12 protein-coding genes and 1 riboswitch are annotated in these 11,855 nt (G+C 72.8%); of the genes, 7 read left to right on the forward strand and 5 right to left on the reverse strand.

Features of this window, described 5'->3' with window-relative positions:
- Nucleotides 1-2: 2 nt before the first annotated feature.
- On the forward strand, nucleotides 3-965 hold the full coding sequence (locus ACWCPN_RS21140) for an ABC transporter substrate-binding protein (protein ID WP_451208262.1): 963 nt from the start codon (nucleotides 3-5) through the stop codon (nucleotides 963-965).
- Between the two features lie 6 nt (nucleotides 966-971).
- Here the strand turns inward: ACWCPN_RS21140 and ACWCPN_RS21145 are convergent, their stop codons facing one another.
- A complete protein-coding gene (locus tag ACWCPN_RS21145; RefSeq protein WP_451208264.1) occupies nucleotides 972-1,694 on the reverse strand; it encodes an isocitrate lyase/PEP mutase family protein in 723 nt (240 codons plus the stop codon).
- Nucleotides 1,695-1,720: 26 nt separating this feature from the next.
- Nucleotides 1,721-2,221, reverse strand: a complete 501-nt coding sequence (locus ACWCPN_RS21150; protein ID WP_451208267.1) for a carboxymuconolactone decarboxylase family protein — start codon at nucleotides 2,219-2,221, stop codon at nucleotides 1,721-1,723.
- Between the two features lie 46 nt (nucleotides 2,222-2,267).
- Between ACWCPN_RS21150 and pdxR the strand changes: the two genes are divergently transcribed.
- The gene (pdxR, locus tag ACWCPN_RS21155; protein WP_451208269.1) at nucleotides 2,268-3,656 is read left to right on the forward strand and encodes a MocR-like pyridoxine biosynthesis transcription factor PdxR; all 1,389 of its coding nucleotides are present in this window, start codon (nucleotides 2,268-2,270) and stop codon (nucleotides 3,654-3,656) included.
- Nucleotides 3,657-3,735: 79 nt separating this feature from the next.
- On the opposite strand, the gene ACWCPN_RS21160 is transcribed toward pdxR, so the two are convergent.
- A complete protein-coding gene (locus tag ACWCPN_RS21160) occupies nucleotides 3,736-4,566 on the reverse strand; it encodes a DMT family transporter (RefSeq protein WP_451208681.1) in 831 nt (276 codons plus the stop codon).
- 119 nt (nucleotides 4,567-4,685) lie between these two features.
- Here ACWCPN_RS21160 and ACWCPN_RS21165 point away from each other — a divergent pair, with 119 nt between their 5' ends.
- Entirely contained in the window at nucleotides 4,686-5,027 is a 342-nt protein-coding gene (locus ACWCPN_RS21165; protein ID WP_451208271.1) for a hypothetical protein, read from the forward strand.
- Between the two features lie 13 nt (nucleotides 5,028-5,040).
- A complete protein-coding gene (locus ACWCPN_RS21170) occupies nucleotides 5,041-6,225 on the forward strand; it encodes a glutathionylspermidine synthase family protein (protein WP_451208274.1) in 1,185 nt (394 codons plus the stop codon).
- A gap of 9 nt (nucleotides 6,226-6,234) precedes the next feature.
- Here the strand turns inward: ACWCPN_RS21170 and rocD are convergent, their stop codons facing one another.
- The gene (gene rocD, locus ACWCPN_RS21175) at nucleotides 6,235-7,440 is read right to left on the reverse strand and encodes an ornithine--oxo-acid transaminase (protein ID WP_451208277.1); all 1,206 of its coding nucleotides are present in this window, start codon (nucleotides 7,438-7,440) and stop codon (nucleotides 6,235-6,237) included.
- A 113-nt stretch (nucleotides 7,441-7,553) separates the two neighbouring features.
- Nucleotides 7,554-7,643, forward strand: a riboswitch (ZMP/ZTP riboswitch).
- A gap of 32 nt (nucleotides 7,644-7,675) precedes the next feature.
- Between rocD and ACWCPN_RS21180 the strand changes: the two genes are divergently transcribed.
- From ACWCPN_RS21180 to ACWCPN_RS21190, 3 genes are all read left to right on the forward strand, one after another.
- Complete coding sequence (locus tag ACWCPN_RS21180) at nucleotides 7,676-9,127, forward strand: glycine hydroxymethyltransferase (protein ID WP_451208280.1); 1,452 nt, start codon at nucleotides 7,676-7,678, stop codon at nucleotides 9,125-9,127.
- A 189-nt stretch (nucleotides 9,128-9,316) separates the two neighbouring features.
- Nucleotides 9,317-10,330, forward strand: coding sequence for a tryptophan--tRNA ligase (trpS, locus tag ACWCPN_RS21185; protein WP_451208283.1), 1,014 nt, complete (start codon nucleotides 9,317-9,319; stop codon nucleotides 10,328-10,330).
- Nucleotides 10,331-10,477: 147 nt separating this feature from the next.
- Nucleotides 10,478-11,056: a 2'-5' RNA ligase family protein gene (locus ACWCPN_RS21190; RefSeq protein WP_451208285.1), complete on the forward strand. Its 579-nt coding sequence runs from the start codon at nucleotides 10,478-10,480 to the stop codon at nucleotides 11,054-11,056.
- 18 nt (nucleotides 11,057-11,074) lie between these two features.
- On the opposite strand, the gene ACWCPN_RS21195 is transcribed toward ACWCPN_RS21190, so the two are convergent.
- Nucleotides 11,075-11,830, reverse strand: a complete 756-nt coding sequence (locus ACWCPN_RS21195) for a decaprenylphospho-beta-D-erythro-pentofuranosid-2-ulose 2-reductase (RefSeq protein WP_451208288.1) — start codon at nucleotides 11,828-11,830, stop codon at nucleotides 11,075-11,077.
- Nucleotides 11,831-11,855 lie beyond the last annotated feature (25 nt).

An 11,855-nucleotide genomic window follows, 5' to 3' on the forward strand; every position in this document is an offset into this window, starting at 1 on the left:
CCATGAAGCTCACACACAGGCCGGCGATGATCGCCGCCGGAGCAGCGGCCCTGTCACTGCTCACCGGCTGCGGCGCCGCCGACATGACCAAGCAGACCTCGCCGTTCGCGAACGCCCAGGGCGCGAAGACCGTCACCCTGTCCGTGCAGTCCTGGGTGGGCGCCCAGTCCAACGTGGCCGTCGCCCAGTACCTGCTGGAGCACAAGCTGGGCTACCGCGTCGACACCGTCCAGGTCGACGAGGTGCCCGCCTGGGACGCGCTCAGCCAGGGCCGGGTCGACGCCATCCTGGAGGACTGGGGCCACCCGGACCAGGAGAAGCGGTACGTCGACGACAAGAAGACGATCGCGCCGGGCGGCGGCCTCGGGGTGACCGGGCACATCGGCTGGTACGTCCCCACCTACCTGGTCAAGCAGCACCCGGACATCACCGACTGGCACAACCTGAACAAGTACGCCTCCCTCTTCCGCACCGCGGAGAGCGGCGGCAAGGGCCAGCTCATGGACGGCTCCCCGTCCTACGTCACCAACGACAAGGCGCTGGTGAAGAACCTGAAGCTCGACTACCAGGTCGTCTTCGCCGGTTCCGAGGCGGCGCAGATCACGCAGATGAAGCAGTTCGCCAAGGAGAAGAAGCCCTTCCTGACGTACTGGTACGCGCCGCAGTGGCTGTTCAAGAAGGTCCCCATGACGGAGGTGAAGCTGCCGCCGTACAAGGAGGGCTGCGACGCGGACACGGACAAGATCACCTGCGCCTATCCGCACACCCCGCTGCAGAAGTACCTCAACTCCGGCTTCGCGAAGTCCGGTGGCGAGGCGGCGGCCTTCCTGAAGAAGTTCAAGTGGACGACCGAGGACCAGAACGAGGTCTCCCTGATGATCGCCGACCAGAAGATGAGTCCGCAGGACGCGGCGAAGAAGTGGGTGGACAGCCACCCGTCCGTCTGGAAGAAGTGGCTGTCCTGAGCCGGCTCAGCGCAGTCCGGCGACGATCTCGCCCAGCGCGGCCGCGGCCCGTCGCTGGAGTCCCGGACCGAACGTGACGCGAGTGGCCCCGAGTCCGCCGAGCACGGCGGGCGAGGGGCCCTCGCCGTCCAGCCGGGCCAGCATGTTGAGCGGGCCCTGGATGCCCGACCGCAGCAGGGGCAGCACATCGGCCGGCGCGAGGATCGGGTACACGCAGTCCGCGCCCGCCGCCACGTACAGCGCGGCCCGGGCGATGGCCTGCTCCGGATCGCCGTCGCCGTGGACGAACGTGTCGATGCGGGCGTTGACGAACAGCCGGTCGGCGGCGGCCGAGCGGATCTCGGCGAGGTACTCGGCGTGCTCGTGCGGATCCTTGAGGACACCCCCCGCTCCCGAGTCCTCGAGGTTGCATCCCACCGCGCCCGCCTCCAGCAGACGCTCCACCAGCTCCTTCGGCGCGAGCCCGTACCCGCCCTCGACGTCCGCCGACACCGGCACGTCCACCGCCCGCGCGATCCGGGCCACCGCCGCGAACATCTCGTCGGCGGGTGTCGCGCCGTCCTCGTGGCCGAGGGAGGCGGCGACCCCGGCGCTGGGGGTGGCCAGCGCCGGGAACCCGGCGTCCACGCACGCCCGGGCGCTCGCCGCGTCCCACGGGCCGGGGAGCACGAGCGGGTCGCCCTGGGGGCGCCGGCGGTGCAGCGCGCGGAACAGGTCCGCCCCGCCCACGGCCGGCGAACACCCGCCGGGGCGGCTCACCCGTGCTGTCCCGGCTGGTAGTGGCCGGGGGTCATCCGGGTCGTCACGCCGAAGCGGTTCCACGCGTTGATCACCGTGATCGCGGCGATCAACCGGGCCAGCTCGGCCTCCTCGAACTGCTTGGCCGCCCGCTCGTACACCTCGTCCGGGACGAAGCCCTCGGTCAGCACGGTGACCGCCTCGGTCAGCTCGATCGCCGCCAGCTCCTTCTCCGTGTAGAAGTGCCGGGACTCCTCCCACGCGCTGAGCTGCACGATCCGCTCCACGCTCTCGCCCGCCGCGAGCGCGTCCTTGGTGTGCATGTCGAGGCAGAAGGCGCAGTGGTTGAGCTGGGAGGCGCGGATCTTCACCAGCTCGTACAGCTTGGGGTCCAGGCCCTGCCTGGCGGCGGTGTCCAGTCGGACCATCGCCTTGTAGACCTCGGGCGCGTGGCGGGCCCACTCCAGGCGCGGGGCGTGTTCGGTGGCGTACTCGACGGTTTCCTGTGTGCTGCTCATGGTTCGACCCTAGGAGCCGGGCAGCCCAGGAGTATGGTCCATTTCCATGGCGAATTCATGGGCCAATCTGGGCGTCGACCTCCATCTGGAACCGGCCGGCACCGGCGGCCTGCGCCGCGGCCTGACCGACGCGCTGCGGGACGCGGTCCGCACCGGCCGCCTCGCCCCCGGCACCCGGCTGCCGTCCTCCCGCTCCCTCGCCGGTGATCTCGGCATCGCCCGCAACACGGTCGCCGAGGCCTACGCCGACCTGGTCGCCGAGGGCTGGCTCACCGCCCGCCAGGGCTCCGGCACACGGGTGGCGGAGCGGGCGGTGATCCCGCCGGCGGCGGACGCGCCCCGGCGCCGGCCGCCGGGCAGCCCGGCGTACAGCCTCGTACCCGGCACTCCCGACCTCGCCGCGTTCCCGCGCGCCGAGTGGCTCCGGGCCGCCCGCCGTGCCCTGGCCACCGCCCCCTCCGACGCCCTCGGCTACGGCGACCCGCGCGGCCGCCCCGAACTGCGCACCGCCCTCGCCGGCTACCTCGCCCGCGTCCGCGGCGTCCGCACCGACCCCGAGACGATCCTGGTCACCGCCGGCTTCTCGCACGCCCTGCGCGTCCTCGGCACGCTGCTGCGGGCCCGCGGGGTGCGGGCGGTGGCGGTGGAGTCCTACGGGCTCGACGCCCACTGGAGCCTGCTGCGCGACGCGGGTCTCGCCACGCCCGCCCTGCCGTACGACGAACTGGGCACCGACACCGGGGCGTTGACCGGCGAGGGCGCCGTACTCCTCACGCCCGCGCACCAGTTCCCCATGGGCACCGCCCTGCACCCCGACCGGCGGACGGCGGTGGTCGAGTGGGCGCGGCGCACCGGCGCCCTGGTCCTGGAGGACGACTACGACGGCGAGTTCCGCTACGACCGCCAGCCCGTCGGCGCCCTCCAGGGCCTGGACCCCGGCCGGGTCGTCCACCTCGGCACCACCAGCAAGTCCCTCGCCCCCGGCCTCAGGCTGGGCTGGATGGTCCTGCCGCCCTCGCTGGTGGAGGAGGCGGCCGCGGCCAAGGGCCGGATCGACACCGTGGGCGTGCTGGACCAGCTCACCCTGGCCGAGTTCCTCACCTCCGGCGCCTACGACCGGCACGTCCGCTCCGCCCGGCTGCGCTACCGGCGCCGCCGTGACGCCCTCGCCGCCGCGGTCGCCGAGCGCGCGCCCGGTGTCCGGGTCACCGGGATCGCGGCCGGCCTGCACGCGGTGCTGCGGCTGCCGCCGGGCAGCGAACAGTCGGTCGTGCAGGCCGCGACCTGGCAGGGCCTGGCCCTGCACGGCCTGGCCTTCCACCGGCACCCCGAAGCCGTCGCCGAACCGGCCGACGCGCTGGTCGTCGGGTACGGGACGCCGTCGGACAGCGCGTGGGCGGGCGCGCTGGAGGCCCTGTGCCGGGCACTGCCGTGAGGTGAAGGCTCCTCCGTCCCCGCCGGGCGCACTCCACGACTGCTTCCGGGCCTGCTCACGGTCCCGCCCGGCGGCGGGCTCACCCCTCCTCCGCCGCCACGGCCGGCGCCTCCCCGAACCGGGCCAGTGCCAGCGCCCCCGCCACCGCCACCGCGAACCCGAGGGCCGCCAGCCAGCCCAGGCCCTCCCGGGTGCGGTCGCCGAGCCAGACGACGCCCACCGCCGCCGGGCCGATCGTCTCGCCGATCACCATGCCGGCCGTCGCGGTCGTCACCGAGCCGCGCTGCAGCGCCGAGGTCAGCAGCACGAAGGCGGCGCCGCCGCCGATCAGGAGGGCGTAGGACGCCGGATTCGTGAGCAGCCCGGCCGGCCGCGGTGAGTCGATCAGCCGGACCGCCACCTCCACCACCCCGAACCCGAAACCCGCGCCCAGCCCCAGCACGAGGGCCCGCATCCGCCCCGACAGCCGCCCGCCCAGCAGGGCGAGCACCGCCATGCCGGCCGCCGTCGCGAGCATCGTCCACTTCAGGGCGGGCGAACCGCCCTCCTCGCCCTCCGGCCCGGACGCCAGGCCCAGCATCGCGAGCCCGGCGCACACCACACCCACCGCGCCCCACTCGGTGCCGCTGAGCCGCGTCCCCAGCAGGCGCGCCGCGACCACCGCCGTCACCGCCAGGCTGGAGGCCAGCGCCGCGCTCACCGCGTAGATCGGGATCGAGCGCAGCGCCGCGATCTGGAACAGGAAGCCGAGACCGTCCAGCGCGAGACCGGCCAGGTACCGCCACCGCCGCAGGGCCCGCAGCAGCAGGGCGACCTCGCCGCCCCCGCCCGTACCGGCCTCCCGCGCGGCCATCGCCTGCAACACCGTCGCGGTACCGAAGCAGACCGCCGCGCCCAGGGCGCACACCATTCCGAACAGCACGAACCGACTCTAGGCGAGGGCGAGATCGCGGGGCCCCTTGCGGGAACCCGCGCACCCCCGCCTAGGCTGACCACCGCACACCGCACCGCACACGGGGGAGACACCACATGGCGAACACGCGCGCGCAACTGCGCTCCACCACGGTCGTCCTCGGCGGCATGGGTCTGCTCGCCGCCGCTCTGACCGCCTGTTCCTCCGCCCCGGACAAGCGCTGCGTCGACCGGGACAGCTACCGCCTCGGCACGGGCTACAAGGTCGTCTCCGACAAGAACTGCAAGTCCGCCAAGGTCCCGATGAACAGCTCCTGGTACTACGGCGGCAAGAAGAAGGGCTCCTGGGTCTCCGGAGGTTCCTTCACCAGGCCGAGCAAGGGCTCGGGCGGCTCCTCGGGCGGCAGCGGGGTGCACCGCGGCGGCTTCGGCGGCGGCAAGGGCGGCTCCGGCGGCTGACCGGCACACACCCATGGAACGCCGAACCATCACCCCCCGCCCCGACTGGCAGCGGACCGTCGAGGAACAGGGGCTCGTCTACCCGCTCACCCGGCACCCCGACGGGACCCTGCGCCCCTACTGGGACGAGAGCGCCTACTACGTCCTCACCCTGGACGAGGTCGAGGCGCTGGAGGAGACCGTGGCGGAACTGCACCGCATGTGCCTGGCCGCCGCCGCGCACATCGTGGGCGAGGACCGTTTCGCCGACCTCGGCATCACCGACCCGCGGATCGTCGCGGCCGTCACCGAGGCCTGGCACCGCCGTGCCGAACTCCCCACCGTCTACGGGCGGTTCGACCTCCGCTACGACGGCACCGGCCCGGCGGAACTGCTGGAGTACAACGCGGACACCCCCACCTCGCTGGTCGAGGCCGCGTCGCCGCAGTGGTTCTGGATGGAGGAGCGCTTCCCCGGCGCCGACCAGTGGAACTCCCTGCACGAGCGCCTGGTCGACGCCTGGCGCGAGCAGGCCGCGCTGCTCCCGCCGGGCAGCCCGCTGCACTTCGCGCACTCCTCGGCCGACGAACTCGGCGAGGACCTGATGACGGTCGCCTATCTGAAGGAGACCGCCGAGCAGGCCGGACTCACCACCGACTGGATCTCCATGGAGGAGATCGGCTGGGACACCCTCTCCGGCCGGTTCGTGGACAACGGGCTCCGGTTCATCCGCGCCGTCTTCAAGCTGTACCCCTGGGAGTGGCTCACCACCGACGCGTTCGCCGGGCACGTCCTCGACACCCTCGACAACGGCGGCGGCAGCGGCACCACCCTGTGGATCGAGCCCGCCTGGAAGATGCTGCTGAGCAACAAGGCCCTGCTGGCCGTCCTCTGGGAGCTGTACCCGGGCCACCCGAACCTGCTGCCCGCCCATCTCGACGGCCCGCGCGACCTCGCCCGGACCACCGGCTACGTGGCCAAGCCCCTGCTGGGCCGCGAGGGCGAGGGCGTCACCGTGCACGCGCCGGGGGCGCCCGCGGCCGTACGCGACGAACCCTGCTGCTACCAGCAGCTGGCCCCGCTGCCCGCCTTCGACGGCAACCACGTCGTCCTCGGCGCCTGGACCGTCCGGGACGAACCGGCCGGCCTGGGCATCCGCGAGTCCTCGGGCCTGGTCACCGACGGATACGCCCGCTTCCTGCCGCACGTGATCCTCTAGGGACGGCCCCTAGCCCGCCAACACGGCCTCCAGCTGTTCGACACCCCAGTCCAGGTCCTGCTCGGTGATCACCAGCGGCGGCGAGATCCGGACGGTCGAGCCGTGGGTGTCCTTCACCAGCACACCCCGCTCCATCAGCCGCTCCGACACCTGACGCGCGGTGCCGGCCCGCGGGGCGATGTCCACGCCCGCCCACAGCCCGCGCCCCCGCACCGCCGTCACCGGGCCCGCGCCGAGCAGCCCGCGCAGCCGCCGGTGCAGCCGCTCGCCCAGCTCGGCCGCGCGCGCCTGGTACTCGCCGGTCCGCAGCATCGCGATCACCTCCAGCGCCACCGCGCAGGCCAGCGGGTTCCCGCCGAACGTCGAGCCGTGCTCGCCCGGCCGGAAGACACCGAGCACCGCCGCGCTCGACACCACCGCCGACACCGGCAGGATCCCGCCGCCCAGCGCCTTGCCCAGCACGTACACGTCAGGCACCACCCCCTCGTGCTCGCACGCGAAGGTCCGCCCGGTCCGCCCGAGACCCGACTGGATCTCGTCGGCGACGAAGAGCACGTTCCGCTCCCGGGTCAGCTCCCGCACCCCGGCCAGATAGCCGGCCGGCGGCACGATCACCCCCGACTCGCCCTGGATCGGCTCCAGCAGCACGGCGACGGTGTTCTCGGTCAGCGCCCGCCGCATCGCGGTCAGATCCCCGTACGGCACGATCTCGAACCCCGGCGTGTAAGGCCCGAAGTCCGCCCGGGCCTCCGGATCGGTCGAGAAGCTGATCACCGTCGTCGTCCGCCCGTGGAAGTTGCCGCCCGCGACCACCACCTTCGCCATCTCCGCGGGCACCCCCTTCACCCGGTACCCCCACTTCCGGGCCGTCTTCACCGCGCTCTCCACGGCCTCCGTGCCGGTGTTCATGGGCAGCACCATCTCCATGCCGCACAGCTCGGCCAGCTCGGTGCAGAAGGCTGCGAACCGGTCGTGGTGGAAGGCGCGGGACGTCAGCGTCACCCGCGCGAGCTGCCGCTCGGCCGCCTCGACGAGGCGCCGGTTGCGGTGCCCGAAGTTCAGCGCCGAGTACCCGGCCAGCAGGTCCAGGTACCGGCGCCCCGCCACGTCCGTCAGCCAGGCGCCGTCGGCCGCGGCCACGACGACCGGCAGCGGATGGTAGGTGGGCGCGCTGTGCGCGTCGGCGGCGGCGATGAGGTCTTCAGCAGTGGGCACGGCCTCTCCCGGATACGACGGTGACTCTCCCGGACACGACGGTGGCCCCCTTCCTATCCCCGCTCGCATGGTGGACGCGGGATCTCCCCGTTCCGGCGCGCCCGGTAGGCTGATCAGCGGGTCGTGACTGGCGCGCAGGGATGGGACGGACCATCGGGGAGCGGCCCGAACGGGAAACAGTGCCGTGCGCCTGGGCCGAACGTGAACGCTGAACGCACGCCGTCCGGAGGTCCCCATGCCAGAGCAGAAGTCCCTCTCCACCGAGTCCACGGCCTTCCGCGCCGCACTCGACGTCATCCGCACGGTCGAACCGCGGGTCGCCGACGCCATCGGCCAGGAGGTCACCGACCAGCGCGCGATGCTCAAGCTGATCGCCTCCGAGAACTACGCATCCCCGGCCACGCTGCTGGCGATGGGCAACTGGTTCAGCGACAAGTACGCCGAGGGCACCGTCGGCCGCCGCTTCTACGCCGGCTGCCGCAACGTCGACACGGTCGAGTCGCTGGCCGCCGAGCACGCCCGGGAGCTGTTCGGCGCCCGGCACGCCTACGTCCAGCCGCACTCCGGCATCGACGCCAACCTCGTCGCCTTCTGGGCCGTCCTCGCCGACCGCGTCGAGGTGCCGTTCCTGGAGAAGACCGGCGCCCGCCAGGTCAACGACCTCACCGAGGCCGACTGGGCGGAGCTGCGCCAGGCCTTCGGCAACCAGCGCATGCTCGGCATGTCCCTGGACGCCGGCGGTCACCTCACCCACGGCTTCCGCCCGAACATCTCGGGCAAGATGTTCGACCAGCGCTCCTACGGCACCGACCCGGCCACCGGTCTCATCGACTACGAGGCGCTGCGCGCCCAGGCCCGCGAGTTCAAGCCGCTGATCCTCGTCGCCGGCTACTCCGCCTACCCGCGTCTGGTGAACTTCCGGATCATGCGGGAGATCGCCGACGAGGTCGGGGCGACCCTGATGGTCGACATGGCCCACTTCGCGGGCCTGGTCGCCGGCAAGGTCCTGACCGGCGACTTCGACCCGGTCCCGCACGCCCAGATCGTCACCACGACCACGCACAAGTCCCTGCGCGGCCCGCGCGGCGGCATGGTGCTGTGCGACGACTCCCTGAAGGACCAGGTCGACCGCGGCTGCCCGATGGTGCTCGGCGGCCCGCTGCCGCACGTGATGGCCGCGAAGGCCGTCGCGCTCGCGGAGGCCCGCCGGCCCTCCTTCCAGGACTACGCCCGGCGCATCGTCGACAACTCCCGCGCCCTCGCCGAGGGCCTCACCCGCCGCGGCGCCACCCTGGTCACCGGCGGCACGGACAACCACCTCAACCTGATCGACGTGGCCGGCTCCTACGGCCTCACCGGCCGGCAGGCCGAGGCGGCCCTGCTGGACGCCGGCATCGTCACCAACCGCAACGCCATCCCGGCCGACCCGAACGGCGCCTGGTACACCTCCGGCATCCGCGTCGGCACCCCCGCGCTGACCACCCGGGGCCTCGGCACCGCCGAGATGGACGAGGTGGCCGGCCTCATCGACCGGGTGCTCACCACCACCGAGCCCGGTACGACCAAGTCCGGTGCCCCCTCCAAGGCCCAGCACGTCCTCGACCCCAAGATCGCGGACGAGATCTCGCACCGGGCGACCGACCTGGTCGCGGGCTTCCCGCTGTACCCGGAGGTCGACCTCGGCTGACCCGCGGCGGCGGCCGGCCGGCCCCCGACGAGGCTTCCCGCGCGGCGGCCCGGCACCACGCCGGGCCGCCGCGCCCGTCGGTGCCCGTTCCCGTGTCCCGCCCCTCGTCACACCGCACGGAACGGATCGCGCCCCACCTGTTTCCCACCGGTACCGGATCGCCCCCCGTTACCTGAGAGAATGGTGAACATGGCCACTGACCGACCTCGCGTGCTCTCCGGAATCCAGCCCACCGCGGGCTCGTTCCACCTCGGCAACTACCTCGGCGCCGTCCGCCAGTGGGTGGCCCTGCAGGAGTCCCACGACGCGTTCTACATGGTCGTCGACCTGCACGCGATCACCGTTCCGCAGGAACCGGCCCAGCTCCGGGCCAACACCCGGCTGGCCGCCGCGCAGTTGCTGGCCGCCGGTCTCGACCCGGACCGGTGCACGCTGTTCGTGCAGAGCCACGTCCCCGAGCACGCCCAGCTCGCCTGGGTCATGAACTGCCTCACCGGTTTCGGCGAGGCCTCGCGCATGACCCAGTTCAAGGACAAGTCCGCCAAGCAGGGTGCCGACCGCGCCTCCGTCGGCCTGTTCACGTACCCGGTCCTGCAGGTCGCGGACATCCTGCTGTACCAGGCCAACGAGGTGCCGGTGGGTGAGGACCAGCGCCAGCACATCGAGCTGACCCGCGACCTCGCGGACCGGTTCAACGGGCGGTACGGCCAGACCTTCACCGTCCCGAAGCCGTACATCCTCAAGGAGACGGCGAAGATCTACGACCTGCAGGACCCGGCGGTCAAGATGAGCAAGTCCGCCTCCACCCCCAAGGGCCTGATCAACCTGCTGGACGAGCCCAAGGCGACGGCGAAGAAGGTCAAGAGCGCGGTCACCGACACCGACACGGTGATCCGCTACGACACCGAGAACAAGCCGGGCGTCTCCAACCTCCTCACCATCTTCTCCACCCTCACCGGCCGCTCGGTCCAGGAGCTGGAGAAGGACTACGAGGGCAAGATGTACGGCGCGCTCAAGACGGACCTCGCCGACGCCATGGTGGAGTTCGTGACGCCGTTCCGGGAGCGCACCCAGCAGTACCTGGAGGACCCCGAGACGCTCGACTCGGTGCTGGCCAAGGGCGCGGAGAAGGCACGGGCCGTGGCCGCCGAGACCCTCGCGCAGGCGTACGACCGCGTGGGTTTCCTGCCGGCGAAGCACTGAGCGGCACCGGGGCGCACGGCCGCACGGGCACCCGAGCGGGCGGAGCGCTGCACATCACTGCCGCCGCGCCTGCCCACGGGACACCCGTGGCCGTACAGTCGATATCCGACGGGTGAGAAGAAAACAGACACGACGAGGGGAGACGACGTGGGGACCGTAACGATCGGCGTGTCGATCGCGGTCCCGGAGCCTCACGGCAGCCTGCTCCAGGAGCGGCGCGCGGGCTTCGGCGACGCCGCGGCTCACGGCATCCCCTCGCATGTCACCCTGCTGCCGCCGACCGAGGTGGACGCGGCCGACCTGCCGGCGGTGGACGCCCACCTGAGGGCCGTCGCGGCGGCCGGGCGGCCGTTCCCGATGCGGTTGTCCGGCACCGGTACCTTCCGGCCGCTGTCACCGGTCGTCTACATGCGTGTCGTCCAGGGCGCCGAGGACTGCTCCTGGCTGCAGCAGCGGGTCCGTGACTCCTCCGGGCCCGTGCCGCGCGAGCTGCAGTTCCCGTACCACCCGCACGTCACGGTCGCGCACGGCATCGACGAGGCGGCGATGGACCGCGCCTTCGCGGAGCTGGCCGGCTTCGAGGCCGAGTGGCCGTGCACCGGGTTCGCGCTGCACGAGCAGGGCGCCGACGGGGTGTGGCGCAAGCTCCGGGAGTACCCGTTCGGTGGATCCGTGGTGCCGCCGCAGGCGGGCCACATGGACCGCGGCACGATCGCCAGCCGGTAGCCGCCGTCTCCACCTGCCTCAGAGGGGCAGCCGGCGGAACACCGTCCGCGGCGCGTGCCGCAGCACCGCCATCACCAGCCGCAGGAAGCCCGGCACCCAGACCGTCTCCGAACGGCGGCGCAGGCCCAGTTCCACCGCCGTGGCGACCGCCTCGGGGGTGGTGGCGAACGGCGCCCTGGGCAGGGCGGCCGTCGTGCGGGTGACGACGAAGCCGGGGCGTACGACCATGACGTGCACGCCGGTGCCGTACAGCGCGTCGCCGAGGCCCTGCGCGAAGGTGTCGAGCCCGGCCTTGCTGGAGCCGTAGATGAAGTCCACCCGGCGGGCGCGCTCGCCGGCGATCGAGGAGAGTACCACCAGCGTGCCGTGGCCCTGGGTCTGCAGCGCGCGGGCCGCCACCAGGCCCGCCGACACGGCTCCGGTGTAGTTGGTCTGCGCCACCTGGACGGCGCGCAACGGGTCGCGTTCGTCGTGGGCCTGGTCGCCGAGGACGCCGAAGGCCAGCAGCACCAGATCGATGTCGCCCTCGGCGAACACCTTGCCGAGGACCGGCTCGTGGGACTCGGGGTCGAGCGCGTCGAAGGCGAGGGTGTGGACGTCGGCGCCCAGCGCGCGCAGGTCCTCGGCCGCCCGTTCCAGGCCGGGAGAGGGCCGGCCCGCCAGCCGGACGGTCCGTGCGCCGCGGGCGATCAGGCGGCGCACGGTGGCGAGCGCGATCTCGGAGGTGCCGCCGAGGACGAGCAGGGACCGGGGGAGGGGTTCGAGGTCGGGCATGCCGGTGACCGTATCGTCCGTCAAT

It is taken from the genome of Streptomyces sp. NPDC002386 (assembly GCF_053593175.1).

Bases quoted from the DNA above. Each gene is read 5' to 3' on its own strand.
- trpS (WP_451208283.1), top strand. From the start codon at position 9,317: ATGGCCACTGACCGACCTCGCGTGCTCTCCGGAATCCAGCCCACCGCG.
- ACWCPN_RS21195 (WP_451208288.1), bottom strand. From the start codon at position 11,830: ATGCCCGACCTCGAACCCCTCCCCCGGTCCCTGCTCGTCCTCGGCGGC.
- ACWCPN_RS21140 (WP_451208262.1), top strand. From the start codon at position 3: ATGAAGCTCACACACAGGCCGGCGATGATCGCCGCCGGAGCAGCGGCC.
- ACWCPN_RS21150 (WP_451208267.1), bottom strand. From the start codon at position 2,221: ATGAGCAGCACACAGGAAACCGTCGAGTACGCCACCGAACACGCCCCG.
- ACWCPN_RS21165 (WP_451208271.1), top strand. From the start codon at position 4,686: ATGGCGAACACGCGCGCGCAACTGCGCTCCACCACGGTCGTCCTCGGC.
- ACWCPN_RS21170 (WP_451208274.1), top strand. From the start codon at position 5,041: ATGGAACGCCGAACCATCACCCCCCGCCCCGACTGGCAGCGGACCGTC.
- pdxR (WP_451208269.1), top strand. From the start codon at position 2,268: ATGGCGAATTCATGGGCCAATCTGGGCGTCGACCTCCATCTGGAACCG.
- ACWCPN_RS21160 (WP_451208681.1), bottom strand. From the start codon at position 4,566: ATGGTGTGCGCCCTGGGCGCGGCGGTCTGCTTCGGTACCGCGACGGTG.
- ACWCPN_RS21180 (WP_451208280.1), top strand. From the start codon at position 7,676: ATGCCAGAGCAGAAGTCCCTCTCCACCGAGTCCACGGCCTTCCGCGCC.